Below are 16202 nucleotides of genomic sequence, written 5' to 3'. Positions count from 1 at the left end.
GGCATCCGTGCGGTTCGGATGCCGGCAGGCGGCGCGCTCGCGTCAGGCCGTGAGATACGCCGTCGAGGAGTTGTCGAGGATGCGGCGCATGCCGTGCATCCAGTTGTCCTTCAGCGCCTCGACGGCGGCGGGCACGTCGCCCGCGACCAGGGCGTGCGCGATGGCGGCGTGCTCGGCGGCCACGCGGTCCACCTTCACGTCGTCGGCGACCAGCAGGGCCTCGTAGCGGTGGAACGAGCCCCGCACGCTCTCGATCACGTCCAGCAGCCGCTTGTTGGGGCAGACCGACAGCATCACGGCGTGCCACTCGTCGTCCTTTGTCATCACCAGGCCGTGCTCGACGTGCTCGTCGGTGAAGGCCTCGGCCAGCTCGACCAGTCGCGCACCGACCTGCTTCAGGTCGTCGATGGGGGACAGCTCCAGCGCCAGGCTCTCCAGCGTCCCCATCACGGGCGCGAGATCCTCGAACTCGCCGGCGCTCAGCGGCACGAAGCGGAAGCCCTTGCCGTTCTCGCTGGTGATCTGGCCCTCGGACTCCAGCGCGATCAGCGCTTCGCGCAGTGGCGTGCGGCTGACCCCGAGCTCCCCCGCCAACTGCACCTCGTTGATGCTGGCGCCGGGCTGGGCGAGTCCGGTGCGCATGCGCGTGAGCAGCTCGTCGCGTACCTGCGATCGCAGATTCCTTCGCTCGATGGTCATTCTCCGCACCTTCCCCTGCGTCAGCTTAGGGCTTGACCGGATCGGATGCCCGGCATAAGCTCACTGTATACAGAATACATTGAACGGATGATCTGCACAGGAAAGACCGGGAAGGAATCCTTCGTGACCCAGCACCACGACGACGAGCGCATCCGCGACGTGCGGATCGACGCCCTCGCCTTCGGCGGCGACTACAACCCCGATCAGTGGTCGGAGGAGACCTGGCTCGAGGACATCCGCCTCATGAAGGAGGCCGGGGTCACCATGGTGAGCCTGCCGGTCTTCAGCTGGCCCCAGCTGGAGCCCGAGCCCGGCGTCTACGAGTGGGGCTGGCTGGACCGCATCCTCGACCTGCTGCACGAGGCCGGCATCCGCATCGACCTGGCCACCGCCACCGCCACCCCGCCGTCGTGGCTGCTGCGCGCGCACCCCGAGATGGGGCCGTCGGATGCCGAGGGGCACCGCCTCGAGTTCGGATCCCGGCAGACGTACTGCCCGTCCTCGCCGGTCTGGCGCGAGAACGTCGCCCGCATGACCCGCGCGATGGCCGAGCGCTACGGGCAGCACCCCGGCCTCGCCATGTGGCACATCTCCAACGAGTACGGCGACCACGTCTCGCGCTGCTGGTGCGACGAGTCGGACCGGCACTTCCGCCGTTGGCTGCAGAACCGGTACGGCGACCTGGAGGGCCTCAACGAGGCGTGGGGCGTGAACGTGTGGGGCCAGCGGTACACGGCGTGGGACCACATCTCCACCCCGAAGAAGGCGCCGGGGCCCATCAACCCCACCCAGCTGCTGGACTTCGAGCGGTTCTCCTCCGACGCCCTGCTCGAGCTCTTCCAGCTCGAGATCGACGTGCTGCGCGAGGTGACCCCCGACATCGCCGTCACCACGAACTTCATGAGCATGTTCCACGACCTGGACTACTGGCGCTTCGCCGAGGCCGAGGACATCGTCACCGACGACGCCTACCCCGAGCCCGCCGACCCGACCTCGCACGTCGGCGCCGCGCTGAACTTCGGTCTGATGCGCTCGCTGAAGGGCGGCCGTCCGTGGCTGCTGCTGGAGTCCTCGGCCAGCGCCACCAGCTGGCGCGACGTCAACGTGCCCAAGGCCCCCGGGAAGATCCGCGCCGAGAGCATGCAGGCCCTCGCGCACGGGTCGGATGCCGTGATGTTCTTCCAGTGGCGACAGGCCCGCTACGGCCAGGAGAAGTTCCACTCCTCGATGCTCGGCCATCGGGGCGAGCGCTCGCGCAGCTTCCAGGAGACCAAGGCCCTCGGCAACGAGCTGAAGCGCCTGCAGGCGATCCGCGGCACGCGGGTGCGCTCGCGCGTGGCGATGGTGTTCGACTGGGACTCCCGCTGGGGCTCCGCCGCGGCCGAGTCGCTGCCCTCGCAGCGCCTGCAGTGGGCGCAGCAGGCCCGCTCCTGGCACCGTGCGCTGCACGCGCTCGGTCACCCCGTCGACGCCGTGCGCGCCACCGGACCCTTCGACGCCTATGACGTGGTCGTCGTCCCCGGCCTGTACATCGTCGAGCAGCCGCAGGCCGACGCGCTGCGCGTGTTCGTCGAGCGCGGCGGCCACCTCGTGGTCGGCCCGTTCTCGGGCGTGGTCGACGCCACCGAGAAGGTGCACCCTGGCGGCGCCCCCGGTCCGCTGCGCGACCTGCTCGGCATCGAGGTCGACGAGCAGTGGCCCCTGGCCGACGGCATCCTGGAGCGGATCTCGTACGGCGCGGACGTCGTCGAGGTGCCCAGCTGGGCGGAGTGGATCGACGCGGATGCCGACGTCGAGGTGCGAGGGCGCTACGCGTCCGGGGTGCTCGACGGCCGCGCCGCCATCACCCGCCGCACGCTCGGGCAGGGCTCGGCCTGGTACGTCAGCGCCATGCTGGCGGATGCCGGGATGCTGACGGTCTTCCGCGACATCCTCAGCGCCTCCGGGCTCCCGGCCCGCGAGCGCGTGGACCTCGACGCCGAGGCCGTCACCCGCACCGACGGCCGCATCGACTACACGTTCCTCATCAACCACGGCACGTCCCCCGTGGCGTTCGCGCTGCCGGCATCCGGCACCGATCTGCTGACCGGATCGGATGCCGCGGACGCGATCCAGCTCGGCGCCTACGGCGTCGCCGTGATCGCCTCGTCGCACGCCGACGAGATCCCGTTCATCTCCCTGACCGCACCGATCGAATGAAGGATGCCGTGACTGAAGCATTCGTCCACCCGTACATCCCCAACACGGCGCCGGCCGTCAAGCAGGCGATGCTCGACGCCGTGGGCGCCGAGTCCGTCGAGGACTTCTACGCCGACGTCCCCGAGGACCTGCGCCTGCGCAGGCCGCTGAACGTGCCTGCCCCGCTGCCGGCCGAGCAGGACCTCGCGCGCCATGTGAAGGGCATCCTCGCCGCCAACCGCAGCACCGAGGAGCGGCTCAGCTTCCTCGGCGCGGGCACGTACAACCACTACGTCCCCGCTGTCGTCGACGAGGTGATCCGCCGCAGCGAGTTCCTCACCGCCTACGCCGGCGAGCCCTACGAGGACCACGGTCGCTTCCAGGCGCTGTTCGAGTACCAGTCGCTCATGGCCGAACTGCTGGCGATGGATGTCGTGAACGTCCCCACCTACGACGGCTACCAGGCCGCGGCGACGGGCCTGGCCATGGCCGGACGCCTCACCGGCAGGCGCCGGGTGCTCGCCCTCAGCGACGTGCTGCCGGAGAAGCTGTCGAAGGTGATCGACTACGTCCGGGCCAACCTCGACATCGAGCACATCGCCACGACCGGCGGCGTGGCCGACGTCGATGCGCTCGCCGCCGCGCTGGACGACGGCGTCGCAGCAGTGTGGGTCGAGACTCCGAGCTTCACCGGCGCCGTCGAGACGCAGCTGTCCGAGATCGCGGATGCCGCGCACGCCGCCGGCGCCGTGGTCGTGGTCGGCACCGACCCGGTCGGCTACGGCGTGCTGACGCCGCCCGCACTGCAGGGCGCCGACATCGTCACCGGCGATATCCAGTCCCTGGGCCTGCACCAGTGGTTCGGCGGCGCGCACGCCGGATTCATCGCCGTGCACGACGACCCGCGCTTCGTGATGGAGCTGCCCTCGCGCCTGTTCGGTCTGGAGTCCACCACGGTCCCCGGCGAGTACGGCTTCGGCGACGTGGCTTACGAGCGCACCTCATTCGCTCAGCGCGAGGAGGGCAAGGAGTGGGTCGGCACCGCAGCCGCGCTCTGGGGCATCGCCGCCGGCGTCTACCTGTCCCTGATGGGACCAGAGGGCATGCGCGAGCACGGCGAGTTGCTGCTGGCCCGCACCCGGTACGCCCAGCATCGACTGGCGTCGATCCCCGGCATCCGACTGGGCGATGACGCGCTGCACCTGCGCGAGTTCACCATCTGCCTCGACGGCATCTCGGCGGGCGACGCTGTCAGCGCGCTGCGCCGCGAGGGCATCGAGCCCGGTGTCGTCGTGGACGAGAGCACCCTGCTCGTCTGCGTCACCGACACCACCTCTGCAACCGATATCGACCGACTCGCCGACGCGCTCGCCGCAGTCGCCACCAGCAAGGAGGAGTCCAAGTGAGCCTTCCCATCGCACCCAAGACCAGCCCGCGCCGCTTCCACCAGGCCAGCTGGGACGAGCCGATCGTGTTCGAGCTGTCCACCCCCGGCGAGCGCGGCATCGCGATCACCCCCGTGGAGCCCGCCGTGCGCGACGCCGTCGGTGACATCGTGGCCGACCTTCCCAAGCACATGCGCCGTCCCGAGCCGCCGGCACTGCCCGAGATCGCCCAGATGCGCGTGCTCAAGCACTACCTGCGTCTGTCGCAGGAGAACCTGGGCTCCGACCTCAACGTGGACATCGGCCAGGGCACCTGCACCATCAAGTACTCGCCGAAGATCAACGACCAGCTCATCGAGGTGCCGCAGCTGAGGTCGATCCACCCCGCGCAGGACCCCGCCGACACGCAGGGCGCCCTGGAGATGATCTGGCGGCTGGAGCGGCTGATGGCCGAGATCTCCGGCATGGATGCCGTGTCGTTGGCCTCGCCGGGCGGCTCGGCCGGCATCTGGACCAACATCGCCATGATCCGCGCGTACCACGAGTCCCGCGGCGAGGGCGAGCAGCGCGACGAGGTCATCACCACGATCTTCAGCCACCCCTCCAACGCCGCCGCGGCCAAGGTCGCCGGGTACAAGATCGTCACCGTCTACCCCGACGCCGACGGGTACCCGGATCTCGGTGCGCTGAAGGCCGCGCTGTCCGAGCGCACCGCGGCCATCATGGTCACCAACCCCGAGGACACCGGCATCTACAACCCGGCCATCAAGGAGTGGGTGGACGCCGCGCACGAGGTCGGGGCACTGGCCTCCTACGATCAGGCCAACGCCGCCGGCATCCTGGGCATCACCCGCGCCCGCGACGCCGGGTTCGACGTGTGCCAGTTCAACCTGCACAAGACCTTCGCCGCGCCGCACGGATCGGGCGGGCCCGGCGCCGCGGCCAACGCGGTCAGCGCGGCGCTGGAGCCGTTCCTGCCCGGCCCCCGGGTGCAGCAGGTCGACGGCCGGTTCGTCGTGCGCGAGCCCGGCGAACTGTCGATCGGACATGTCGCCCCGGCGCACGGCGTGATCCTGCACGTGGTGCGGGCGTACGCGTGGATCATGTCGCTGGGTGCTGAGGGCATGCTGACCGCCTCGCAGATCGCCGTGCTCAACAACAACTACCTGCTGAAGAGGGTGCTGGAGATCCCGGGCGCATCCGCGCCATACGCCACCGGCCGCCGTCGCATCGAGCAGGTGCGGTACTCGTGGCAGGAGCTGTTCGAGGAGACCGGCATCAGCTCGGAGGAGATCGGCATCCGCATGGCCGACTACGGCTTCCACTATTGGACCAGCCACCACCCGTACATCGTGCCGCAGCCGTTCACGCTGGAGCCCACGGAGTGCTACTCCAAGGCCGAGCTCGACGAGTACGTCGCGGCGCTGGCGCAGGTCGCCCGCGAGGCGCGGGAGGACCCGGAGTTGGTGCGCACCGCGCCGCACAACCAGACCGTGCACCACACCCACCATGACGACCTCGACGACCCCGAGCGCTGGGCCATCACCTGGCGCGCGTACCAGCGGAAGCACTTCGGCGTGGTGCGGGCGGATGCTGTCGACGCTCTCGCGGGGGCCGCTGCGTCGTGATCGGACTGGTCGTCAACCCTGTCGCCGGAGTCGGCGGGCCTGCGGGCCTGGCCGGCTCCGACGGCGCGGACGTGCAGCGCCTCGCCCTCGCGCGCGGCGCGCACTTCCGCGCGCAGGAGCGGGCGACCATCGCGCTGCGGGTGCTGGCGTCACGGCATCCGTCTCTGGAGATCGCGACGGCGGCCGGAGCCATGGGCGAGGACGCCGTTCGCGCTGCCGGGCTTCAGGCCCGGGTCGTGTACGCGTCTGGCGCACGTGCCGTCGCGCCGAGAACCGGAGGACGGCCGAGAACCGGAGAAGATCCCGCGGATGCTCCGGTTCTGGGCGATCCTCCGGTTCTCGGACGAGCGGACGCTTCGGAGCCGGGCACCTCGGCATCCGACACCTCGGCCGCCGTCGCCGCGCTCGCCGCGGCGGGCGCGAGCCTGATCCTGGTGGCCGGCGGTGACGGCACGCTGCGGGATGCGGCGGCGGGGCTCGCCGACGCGGCTGCCACAACTCCGGAGAACCTTCCGGATTCCAGCCCTCCGAGGCACTCGGACGCCGATTCCGGCGAGGATCTCCGGAGTTCTGGCCAGCAGCCCGCGGTGCTCGGCATCCCGTCGGGCGTGAAGATGTACTCCCCGGTGTTCGCGGTCAGTCCGCGGGTCGCGGGAGCCCTCGCCGCCGAGTGGATCGACGGCACCCTCCCCACAGCCGAGCGCGAGGTGCTGGACGTCGACGAGGAGGGCATGCGGCACGCCCGCGTGCACCCCGTGCTGTACGGCATGCTGCGGGTGCCGTTCCGCGTGGGCCGCACCCAGTCGCGCAAGGCTGCGACGCCGGTATCCGAGGCCGCCGCCGTCGCCGCCGCCGCACGCGGCGTGGTGAAGCGGATGCTGCCCGGCATCCGCTACCTCCTGGGCCCGGGCAGCACGACCGCCGAGGTCGCCCGGCAGCTCGGCATCCGAAAGTCACCTCTGGGCGTGGACGTGATCCTCGACGGGCGGCAACTGCTCGCCGCAGCCAGCGAGGAGCAGCTGCTGGCCGAAGTCGCCCAGGGGCCTGCGCAGGCCGTGGTCACCGTGATCGGCGGGCAGGGCTTCTTGCTCGGGCGCGGGAACCAGCAGCTGTCGGCATCCGTCATCCGCGTCCTCGGCGACGACCCGCTCATGGTCGTCGCCCCCGAGCAGAAGCTCATCGACCTGCACGGCCGGCCGCTGATCGTCGAGACCGGTGATGCCGACCTCGACGCGCGCCTGGCCGGGCACATCCGTATCGTCACCGGGGTCGGCACGGCCAGCCTGTACGCTGTCGCCGCGCCCGATCTCGCCCCCTGAACCCCTACCCGACTTCTGGAAGGAACTGAAATGCGTCTCGAGAACAAGAAGGCCATCGTCACCGGCGGCGCCGGCGGCATCGGTCGCGCCACCAGCCTCGCCTTCGCCGCCGAGGGTGCCAAGGTCGCCGTCGTCGACCTGAACGCCGAGGCTGCCGAGGCCGTCGCCGCCGAGATCCGCGCGGCCGGCGGCGAGGCCATCTCCATCGCCGCCGACGTCTCCAGCGAGGACGACATCATCCGCGTCGTCGACACCGCGAACCAGGCGTTCGACGGCATCGACGTGGTGTTCAACAACGCCGGCATCATCCGCCGTACCACGGCCGTGGAGACCACGGTGGAGGAGTGGGACCGCGTGTTCGGGGTGAACGTGCGCGCGATCTTCCTGATGTGCAAGCACGTCGTCCCGGTGATGAAGGCGGCGGGCGGTGGCTCGATCGTGAACACCGGATCCGGTTGGGGGCTGAAGGGCGGCGGCCAGGCGATCTCTTACTGCGCCTCGAAGGGCGCGGTTGTCAACATGACCCGGGCACTGGCCATCGACCACGGCCCCGACGGCATCCGCGTCAATTCGGTCAACCCGGGTGACGTCGACACCGGCATGCTGCGCGACGAGGCCCGCCAGCTGGGCCAGGACCAGAAGGGCTTCCTCGCCGAGGCCGCGGAGCGCCCGCTGAACCGCATGGGCCAGCCCGGCGAGATCGCCGCGGCCGTCGTGTGGCTGGCCAGCGACGACGCCTCGTACGTCACCGGCGCCGCCCTGGTCGTGGACGGCGGCGGCATCGCCTGACCGTCTCCGGCCCGTTGCACTTCGTAACGTCGCGAGGGCTGGCCCGCACCCCGACGGGCCGCTAGCCTGAGCGCAGGGCAAGGAGGCTGCCATGACGGTTCCCGAGATCAACTACTGGGCTGTGCTGCTGGCGACGCTCTCGAGCATGATCGTGGGGGCGGTCTGGTACGCGCGCGGCGTGATGGGCACCCGGTGGGCGCGGCTCGCGGGCGTGGATCTCGACAAGCCCGAACGAGGTCCGCTGTGGCCGATGATCACCACGGTGATCGTCAGCTTCATCACTGCCTGGGTGCTGGCGGGCGCCGCGACCATCGCGCAGAACTTCTACACCGGCTCGTACTTCTGGGCATCGCTGGTCACGGCCGTCACGCTGTGGGCGGGCTTCACGGCAGCGCGGTTCATCACGCATGACGCGTTCGAGGGCCGCTCCACGCAGCTGACCACGCTGAATATCGCGCACGAGCTCGTGACGATCATCGTGATGGCCGTCATCATCGGCGTCTGGCCGCCCGCCGGCATCTGAGGCTCGGCGGAGCATCCCCCTGCCCTCCGTCGAGAGCACGGGACCTCGCCGAGTGCACGGCTTGTTCACGCGAAGGAGCCGTGCCGTCGCCGAGATGTCGTGCTCTCGACGCCAAGGGAGCGCGGAGGCGGGGAGGGGGAGAGCGGATGCCGGTGAAGCGCGCTTACGCGGCGACGGCCGCGACGGCGGCGATGGCGCTGTGGAAGAAGCCCAGTCCGTCGACGCCGGAGCGCATGGCGGCGGCGGTGTCGGGGCCGAAGCCCGGCTCCGTGGCGTGCTCGGGGTGCGGCATCAGGCCGACCACGTTGCCGCGCTCGTTGGTGAGCCCGGCGATGTCGCGCAGCGACCCGTTCGGGTTCACGCCGGCGTAGCGGAAGGCCACCAGGCCCTCGCCCTCCAGACGGTCCAGCGTCTCGTCGCCCGCGATGTAGCCGCCCTCGCCGTTCTTCAGCGGGATGACGATCTCCTGGCCCTGCGTGAACGCGCTGGTCCACGCCGTGGAGGCGTTCTCGACCGTGAGCCGCTGGTCACGGCGCACGAAGTGCCGGTGATCGTTGCGGATCAGCCCGCCGGGCAGCAGGTGCGCCTCGACGAGCATCTGGAAACCGTTGCAGATGCCGAGGATCGGCATGCCGTGCGCGGCGGCATCCTTCACATCCGACATGATCGGCGAGAGCGCGGCGATGGCGCCGGAGCGCAGGTAGTCGCCATAGCTGAAGCCGCCGGGCAGCACGAGGGCGTCGACGTCCTCGAGGTCGTGCGAACCGTGCCACAGGGCCACGGGCTCGGCGCCGGCGTGGCGGATGGCGCGCTGCGCGTCGCGGTCGTCCAGCGAGCCGGGGAAGGTGATGACCCCGATGCGGACGGTCATTCCGCGACCTCGACGCCCACGACGTCCTCGATCACGGAGTTGGACAGCACGTCCTCGGCCACGCGGCGCGCCTCGGCGAGCAGTTCGTCGGTGACCTCTCCGTCGACGGTGAGCTCGAAGCGCTTGCCGATGCGCACCTGGCTGAAGCCGGCGACGCCGAGGCGGGCGAAGGCGCCGGACACGGCCTTCCCCTGGGGGTCGAGCAGTTCGGCCTTGGGCATGACGTCGACGACGATGGTGGGCACAGCTGCCTCCAGAAACGCGCGGGCGGGGACAAGGAGAGTCTACCGCCCGGCTGCGGCCGTCCCGGCCCGGGAGACGGGGCGGATGCCGGTCGGCCCGGGCGGACGCGCACCCCTCGTTGTCCCGCCCGGGCACCGGCGAGGCGTCCCCACACCTCGACAGCCCGCGGATACCCCCGTTCCGAGAGCTCTTCCTGCACGTGAGAGGTTAGAGTCTTCGCACGGAATGCGCACCGTGGAGAGTTCGATCAGGGTCTGCTCTCCAACCCGCGCCGCACGGGGAGGAAGAAGATGAAGCTGAGCAGGCTCGCGGAGCTCAGCGGTGTCAGCACCACGACGATCAAGCACTGGATCCGGGTGGGGATCATGCCGGCCGGCCGTCTGCGCAACGTCACGACCGCCGTCTACGAGCAGCGGCACGTGGACCGCGCCCGGCTGATCGTCGTGCTGCGCGACGTGTACGGGGCATCCACCGCATCCATCCGCACGCTGACCGACCTCATCGACACCCCTGGTGTGCTGACCCTGGACGTCATGAACGCCTGTCAGTCCTTCGCGCTCGGGGTGCCGGAGGACATCGCATCCGATCCGGCGTACGCCGAGTTCCGCGAACGCACCTACGAGCTCATGCGGCGCCGCGACTGGCGCGGATACCCGGGTGCGGCCGAGCGGGGGCTCGCCTTTGCGCTCGCGCAGGCCGCAGAGGTGGGGCTGGACTACGACGTGGACGAGCTGATGGAGTACGCCGACGCCCTGGAGCCGCTGACCAGCCGCAACGTCGAGGCACTGGGACTGGAGGGCTCGGCGGACGAGGTCGCACGGCGGATGCTGCTGGCCGTGAACGCCCGCGCGCGGCAGCTGGTGGCCGTCAGCAGCCTCGCGCACGCCGCAGCGGCCGTCCGCTCCGCGATCGACGCGGGCCGCGCGCCGGCCGATCTCGCCAAGCCCCCCGCGCGCTGACCGACCCCATCTGAGTCGAGAGCACGGGACCTCGCCGAGCGCACGGATTCTTCGCGCGGACAAGCCGTGCGTTCGCCGAGATGTCGTGCTCTCGACGAGGAAAGAGGAAAAGGGGGGAGGGAGGGGCGAGGAGAAGAAGGGGGGGGGAGTGCGGGGTCAGGCGGAGCGGAAGACGGTGTGCAGGTCGCCGATCACGTCGCGGCCTCCGAGGCCGTCGATCTCGAACAGCACGCTGATGCCGGCGACCGTGCAGCCCACCCTCTCGACGATCTTGCGTCCGGCGTCCAGCGTGCCGCCGGTGGCCAGCACATCGTCGATCAGCAGGACGCGGGTTCCGGCGGGCAGGTCGTCGTGCATCTCGACCGTGGCGGTGCCGTACTCGAGGGCGTAGTCGACGGATGCCGCAGGGCGGGGGAGCTTGCCGGCCTTGCGGATGGGCACGAAGCCGACACCGGCCGTGATCGCGGCTGCTCCTGCCAGGATGAAGCCGCGAGCCTCGACGCCCGCGACCACGTCGAAGGAGCCGGCGAACGGCTCGACGAGCGCCTCCGTGGTGGTGCGAAGCGCCTCGGCATCCGCCAGCAGCGGGGTGATGTCCCGGAACAGGATCCCGGGATGCGGGTAGTCGGGGATCGATCGGATCAATGACTCGGCACGTGCCAGTTCGGGACTCACCAGCCAAGGTTACCGGACATGCTCGCCTGCGACCGGGCGTGGGAGCGCTCCCAGGTGGGCATGGCATGATTGTCGGCATGACCCGCTCCTTCCCCGACGGCTTCCTGTTCGGAACCGCCACGGCCGCCTATCAGATCGAGGGCGCCGCCTTCGAGGACGGCCGCACGGCCTCGATCTGGGACGCGTTCTCGCGCGTGCCCGGCGCTGTGGTGAACGGCGACAACGGCGATGTGGCCTGCGACCACTACCACCGCTACCGCGATGACGTGGCGCTCATGAAGCAGCTCGGCCTGCAGACGTACCGCTTCTCCACCTCGTGGTCCCGCGTGCGCCCCGACGGCGGCCCGGTGAACGCCCAGGGCATCGACTTCTACAGCCGGCTCGTCGACGAGCTGCTGGCCGCGGACATCGTGCCGTGGCTGACCCTGCACCACTGGGACATGCCGCAGGCCCTCGAGGAGCAGGGCGGGTGGACCAGCCGCGACACCGCGCAGCGCTTCGCCGACTACGCGCTCAGCGTGCACGACGCCCTCGGCGACCGCGTGCAGCACTGGACCACCATGAACGAGCCGTGGTGCTCGTCGTTCCTGTCGTACACCGCGGGCGTGCACGCGCCGGGGCGCACCAGCATCCGCGACGGCCTGCTGGCCTCGCACCACCTGCTGCTGGCGCACGGGACGGCGGTGCAGGCGCTGCGCGAGCGCGACGCGACCCTCGATCTCGGCATCACCCTCAACCTCACCGTCGCCGACGCCGCCGACGACAAGGACCCGCTGGACCTGGACGCAGCCCGTCGCATCGACGGGCAGTTCAACCGCTGGTTCCTCGATCCGCTGTTCCACGGCGAATACCCCAGCGACATCGTCCGCGACATCCGCGACGTGGATGCCGCCGCTGTCTCCGACTGGCAGGATGCCGTGCACGACGGCGACCTGCAGATCATCTCCGCGCCGCTGGACGCACTGGGCATCAACTACTACCACGGTGAGCTGCTGAGCGGGCATCCGCAGTCCGGCGGCGAGGGCAACCCGCACGAGACCGACGGGCAGCAGCGGCCGACGGCCTCGCCCTTCCCGTCCCACGAGGGCATCCACTGGGTCGAGCGCGGCCTGCCGCGCACCGGCATGGACTGGGAGGTGCAGCCGGAGGGCCTCACCCGCCTGCTGCAGCGCGTGGCCGCCGACTACGCCGGTTCCGTGCCGCTGTACGTCACCGAGAACGGTGCCGCCTACGACGACGTGGTGGGCGAGGACGGCGAGGTCGCGGATGCCGATCGCGCGGCGTTCCTGCGCGAGCACGTCTCCGCGACCCTGGACGCGGTCGAGAGCGGCGTGGACGTACGCGGCTACTTCTACTGGTCGCTGCTGGACAACTTCGAGTGGGCGTGGGGCTACGGCAAGCGCTTCGGCATCGTGCGCGTGGACTACGACACCCAGCGGCGCGCCATCAAGCAGAGCGGTCGGGAGTACGCTCGCATCATCGCCGCCCGCGCGGTGTGATCTGTCGACACCTGGGTCGCTGAGCCTGTCGAAGCGTCTCCCGCACCGAAACGAGACGATGATGCCCCGCCCCACGATCGAAGAGGTCGCCGCTCTCGCCGGGGTCTCGCGCTCGACGGTCTCCCGCGTCGTCAACGGCTCCCCTGCGGTCAGCTCGGGGGCGCTCGCCGCCGTGCAGCGCGCCATCGCCGAGCTCAACTATGCGCCCAACCGCGCCGCGCGGTCGCTGGCCAGCCGGCAGACCCATGCCATCGGCCTGGTCGTGCCGGAGGACACCACGCGCTTCTTCGGAGACCCGTTCCTGGCATCCGTCGTCGCCGGGATCAGCGCTCGACTGGCGGACTCCGACTACATCCTCAATCTGCTCATCGCCAGCGACGACCCGGGCGGAAAGATGGTGCGGTTCGTGCGCAACGGCGGGGTGGACGGTGCGCTGATCGTCTCCCACCACGCCAGCGACGCCTTCGTGGACAGCATCGCTGACACGGTGCCGGTGGTCTTCGGCGGACGCCCGACCACCGTGCGCCAGAGCGACATCATCATCGACGTGGACAACGCCGCCGCGGCGCGCGGGGCGGTCGCGCACCTGATCGCCCTGGGCCGGCGCCGCATCGCCACCATCACCGGCACCATGACCATGGCCGTCAGCGTGGACCGTCGCGACGGGTTCCTCGCCGAGCTCGCGGATGCCGGACTGCAGCCCTGCGGGGAGATCGACGGAGACTTCAGTGAGCAGGGTGGAGCGGATGCCGCAGCCCTGCTGCTGGCGCAGCCCGAGCGCCCGGATGCCGTCTTCGTCGCGAGCGACTTGATGGCCCGCGGCGCGATCGGCGTGCTGCGCTCGGCGGGTCTGCGCGTGCCCGAGGATGTCGCGGTGATCGGGTTCGACGATTCGCCCCTGGCCGCGGCATCCGATCTCACCAGCGTCCGCCAGCCGATGTTCCGGCAGGGTGAGATGCTGGCGGGCATGATGATCGACCTGCTGGCCGGTCACCGTCCTGCGCCGCTGACCGTCCTGCCGACCGAGTTGATCGTGCGGGGGTCGGCGCCGGCTGTCTGAGGGTTATGGCCGCCTATGGACCTTGTCCCAGATCAGTTTCGCAAGCTGTACGCGATTCTCGACGTTCAGCCGTCGGATCATCCGACTGATCGATGATCTTACGGTGGAGTCGCTGAGGTACATCCTGGCCGCGATGTGTGCGTTCGAAGCACCGCCTGCGACCCTCGGCGTGTTGGTATGTAGTCGATTGGGTCCTGCACGCACTCAGGATAGGGATTTCGGTGCGCAACATTGTTGCGGTCTTTCGCTCGAGGCTGGGATGGCAGGGTGCGGGCCTGTGACCGCCCAGTGGACATCGAAGATGTCAATCTGCTGAGTACGTATGTGTCAATTTGTTAGTTGGAATGTCGTCCATCTGTTAGATTGGGGCTATGCCGTACCAACGCAGAGTCATCGATGACGCGCTCGACGACCTCTTGCCCGGACTCGCGGCGATTGCACTCGAGGGTGCCAAAGGCGTAGGGAAGACTGCGACAGCACGGCAGCGTGCAGTGGCTGAGGCATCGTTCGACGATCCAGCACAACGGCAGCCTTTCGAGGCAGACCTGTCACTGATCCGCAGCGCCCCCCATCCATTTCTCATTGACGAGTGGCAGCTCGTTCCGTCTGTCTGGGACGCTGTTCGGCGCGCTGTCGATACCGACTCGACGGGTGGACAGTTTCTTCTCACTGGCTCTGCGAATCCGCCGGTCGGTGCTCGGATGCATTCGGGCGCCGGGCGCATCGTCAGCATGCTGATGAGGCCTCTCGCGTTCAGTGAGCGAGGCATCAGCACCCCGGAGGTTTCGCTTAGTGCGATGTTGGCAGGCACGAGTGTGCAGATCGGCGGGGTCACCGATGTGGGGTTGGGTGGCTATGTCGACGAGCTCCTGCGGTCTGGTTTCCCCGGCATCCGATCCCTGCCCGACCGGGCGAGGAAGGCGCAACTGGACAGCTACATCGCGAGGATCGTGGATCGGGAGCTCCCAGAGAGCGGTGCCTCGATACGGCGTCCAAGCACGGTCCGTGCGTGGCTGGCAGCATACGGCGCGGCAACGGCGACGGATGCCTCGTACAGCGCGATTCTCGATGCTGCGACGGCAGGGGAGTCGGACAAGCCCGCCCGGCAGACGGTTGACGCGTATAGGGATCATCTTCAGCGGATATTCGTGCTCGACCCGCTGCCCGCATGGACGCCTGCATTCGCGCCGTTGCGTCGGCTGACCCGCACACCGAAGCACCATGTCGTTGATCCTGCGCTCGCCGCCAGGATGGCGGGCGTTGACGAGGCGTCACTGTTGCGGGGTAAGAACTCGAAGATTCGCCCTTTCGCAGCGTCGTGGCTTGGTGCTCTTTTCGAGTCCCTGGTCGTTCAGTCTGTGCGGACCTATGCGGAGGCCGCAGGCGCACGCGTGAGCCATCTTCGGACCAGGAACACCGACCACGAAGTGGATATCATCGTCGAGGCCGAGGACATGAGCGTGGTCGCAATCGAAGTCAAGCTTGCCGGGGTGATCGAAGATCGCGACGTGCGCCACCTGAACTGGCTTGAGGAGCAACTCGGCGAGCGACTCATCGAGAAGGTCATTGTCACCACAGGCCCATATGCATATCGGCGTTCTGATCGTGTCGCGGTCGTTCCGTTCGCGCTGCTCGGCCCGTGAAGACAGGGATCGACGCCGGTAGTCCGGTCGCGGCTACTCCCTGCCCATGCGCGTGAAGGCTCCCAGCACCGTTCGCTCGGAGGCCATCAGATAGCGCTCGAGCTCGTCTGCCGCCGCGGCCGGACCATGCTCGAGCAGCGCCGTCAGCACCGTGCGGTTCTTGCGCACGAACGGCTCGTGGAGCGCACGGGGGTCGTCGATCTCCAGGAACACCAGGCGCAGCTCAGCGGCCACATCACGGTACGTGCGCGCCAGGCGCGGGCTGTCGGCGAGTGCCACGATCGCGTCGTGGAACGCCATGTTGGCGCTGCCCACGCGGATCCAGTCTCCGGTGGGGAGATGCTCCTCGGCATCCGTCAGCGAATCCCGCATCAGCTGCACCGCGGGGTGCTCGGGCTCGGAGTAGCGCAGCGCCGTGCACTCGATAACGCGGCGTGCGCGGTAGATGTCGATCACGTCGGCGATGGTCGGGGAGGCGACAGAGACGCCGCGGTGCGGCACATGCTCGACCAGGCCCTGCTCGGCCAGCACGCGGAACGCCTCACGCAGAGTGTTGCGGGAGACGTCCAGCTGCTCGGCCAGCGCCGACTCCGACAGCCGCGACCCCGGCGCGAAGTCACCGGCGATGATGCGCGTGCGCAGCTCGTCGGCCAGCGGGACGTGGGAGGGCATGGCTCCAGAGTAGGGGACGAAAGATTGTTGAACAATAATGCCTGGTATGTTCTACACTC

The 16202-nt window shown here is 69.6% G+C and carries 16 protein-coding genes; 10 read left to right on the top strand and 6 right to left on the bottom strand.

The window, feature by feature from the left end; all coding sequences use genetic code 11:
- Nucleotides 1-42: 42 nt before the first annotated feature.
- Nucleotides 43-699, bottom strand: a complete 657-nt coding sequence (locus Q0568_RS05075) for a GntR family transcriptional regulator (protein WP_298863240.1) — start codon at nucleotides 697-699, stop codon at nucleotides 43-45.
- Between the two features lie 123 nt (nucleotides 700-822).
- On the opposite strand from Q0568_RS05075, the gene Q0568_RS05070 reads away from it, so the two are divergent.
- From Q0568_RS05070 to Q0568_RS05045, 6 genes are all read left to right on the top strand, one after another.
- Complete coding sequence (locus Q0568_RS05070; RefSeq protein WP_298863237.1) at nucleotides 823-2898, top strand: beta-galactosidase; 2076 nt, start codon at nucleotides 823-825, stop codon at nucleotides 2896-2898.
- Between the two features lie 8 nt (nucleotides 2899-2906).
- Nucleotides 2907-4283 (top strand): aminomethyl-transferring glycine dehydrogenase subunit GcvPA, encoded by a 1377-nt coding sequence (gcvPA, locus tag Q0568_RS05065; RefSeq protein WP_298863234.1) that lies wholly within the window; start codon nucleotides 2907-2909, stop codon nucleotides 4281-4283.
- A complete protein-coding gene (gene gcvPB, locus Q0568_RS05060; RefSeq protein WP_298863228.1) occupies nucleotides 4280-5890 on the top strand; it encodes an aminomethyl-transferring glycine dehydrogenase subunit GcvPB in 1611 nt (536 codons plus the stop codon). The genes gcvPA and gcvPB overlap by 4 nt, the downstream gene beginning before the upstream one ends.
- Nucleotides 5887-7209: an NAD(+)/NADH kinase gene (locus Q0568_RS05055; protein ID WP_298863225.1), complete on the top strand. Its 1323-nt coding sequence runs from the start codon at nucleotides 5887-5889 to the stop codon at nucleotides 7207-7209. Before gcvPB ends, Q0568_RS05055 begins: the two co-directional genes overlap by 4 nt.
- A gap of 30 nt (nucleotides 7210-7239) precedes the next feature.
- Entirely contained in the window at nucleotides 7240-7998 is a 759-nt protein-coding gene (locus Q0568_RS05050) for an SDR family NAD(P)-dependent oxidoreductase (RefSeq protein WP_298863223.1), read from the top strand.
- A 91-nt stretch (nucleotides 7999-8089) separates the two neighbouring features.
- On the top strand, nucleotides 8090-8521 hold the full coding sequence (locus Q0568_RS05045) for a DUF1761 domain-containing protein (protein WP_298863220.1): 432 nt from the start codon (nucleotides 8090-8092) through the stop codon (nucleotides 8519-8521).
- 163 nt (nucleotides 8522-8684) lie between these two features.
- Here the strand turns inward: Q0568_RS05045 and purQ are convergent, their stop codons facing one another.
- Both purQ and purS read right to left on the bottom strand, forming a co-directional pair.
- Nucleotides 8685-9392, bottom strand: coding sequence for a phosphoribosylformylglycinamidine synthase subunit PurQ (gene purQ, locus Q0568_RS05040; protein ID WP_298863217.1), 708 nt, complete (start codon nucleotides 9390-9392; stop codon nucleotides 8685-8687).
- Complete coding sequence (purS, locus tag Q0568_RS05035) at nucleotides 9389-9637, bottom strand: phosphoribosylformylglycinamidine synthase subunit PurS (RefSeq protein WP_298863214.1); 249 nt, start codon at nucleotides 9635-9637, stop codon at nucleotides 9389-9391. Before purS ends, purQ begins: the two co-directional genes overlap by 4 nt.
- Nucleotides 9638-9925: 288 nt before the next feature.
- Here purS and Q0568_RS05030 point away from each other — a divergent pair, with 288 nt between their 5' ends.
- Complete coding sequence (locus Q0568_RS05030) at nucleotides 9926-10594, top strand: MerR family transcriptional regulator (protein WP_298863210.1); 669 nt, start codon at nucleotides 9926-9928, stop codon at nucleotides 10592-10594.
- A 156-nt stretch (nucleotides 10595-10750) separates the two neighbouring features.
- Here Q0568_RS05030 and Q0568_RS05025 read toward each other — a convergent pair whose 3' ends face one another.
- Nucleotides 10751-11272, bottom strand: a complete 522-nt coding sequence (locus Q0568_RS05025; RefSeq protein WP_298864126.1) for an adenine phosphoribosyltransferase — start codon at nucleotides 11270-11272, stop codon at nucleotides 10751-10753.
- 74 nt (nucleotides 11273-11346) lie between these two features.
- Between Q0568_RS05025 and Q0568_RS05020 the strand changes: the two genes are divergently transcribed.
- Together Q0568_RS05020 and Q0568_RS05015 are read left to right on the top strand one after the other, a co-directional pair.
- Nucleotides 11347-12768, top strand: coding sequence for a family 1 glycosylhydrolase (locus Q0568_RS05020; RefSeq protein ID WP_298863208.1), 1422 nt, complete (start codon nucleotides 11347-11349; stop codon nucleotides 12766-12768).
- A gap of 58 nt (nucleotides 12769-12826) precedes the next feature.
- Complete coding sequence (locus tag Q0568_RS05015) at nucleotides 12827-13828, top strand: LacI family DNA-binding transcriptional regulator (RefSeq protein WP_298863205.1); 1002 nt, start codon at nucleotides 12827-12829, stop codon at nucleotides 13826-13828.
- A 3-nt stretch (nucleotides 13829-13831) separates the two neighbouring features.
- Here Q0568_RS05015 and Q0568_RS17180 read toward each other — a convergent pair whose 3' ends face one another.
- The gene (locus Q0568_RS17180) at nucleotides 13832-14032 is read right to left on the bottom strand and encodes a LuxR C-terminal-related transcriptional regulator (protein ID WP_366941358.1); all 201 of its coding nucleotides are present in this window, start codon (nucleotides 14030-14032) and stop codon (nucleotides 13832-13834) included.
- A gap of 167 nt (nucleotides 14033-14199) precedes the next feature.
- Between Q0568_RS17180 and Q0568_RS05010 the strand changes: the two genes are divergently transcribed.
- Complete coding sequence (locus Q0568_RS05010; RefSeq protein WP_298863202.1) at nucleotides 14200-15471, top strand: DUF4143 domain-containing protein; 1272 nt, start codon at nucleotides 14200-14202, stop codon at nucleotides 15469-15471.
- Nucleotides 15472-15504: 33 nt separating this feature from the next.
- Here Q0568_RS05010 and Q0568_RS05005 read toward each other — a convergent pair whose 3' ends face one another.
- On the bottom strand, nucleotides 15505-16143 hold the full coding sequence (locus Q0568_RS05005; protein WP_298863199.1) for a GntR family transcriptional regulator: 639 nt from the start codon (nucleotides 16141-16143) through the stop codon (nucleotides 15505-15507).
- Nucleotides 16144-16202: the final 59 nt, after the last annotated feature.

This window comes from uncultured Microbacterium sp. (assembly GCF_937927635.1).
Classification (GTDB): domain Bacteria; phylum Actinomycetota; class Actinomycetes; order Actinomycetales; family Microbacteriaceae; genus Microbacterium.
Note: the sequence above shows the minus strand (reverse complement) of the source record. Positions and strands in the feature narration are given on the sequence as shown.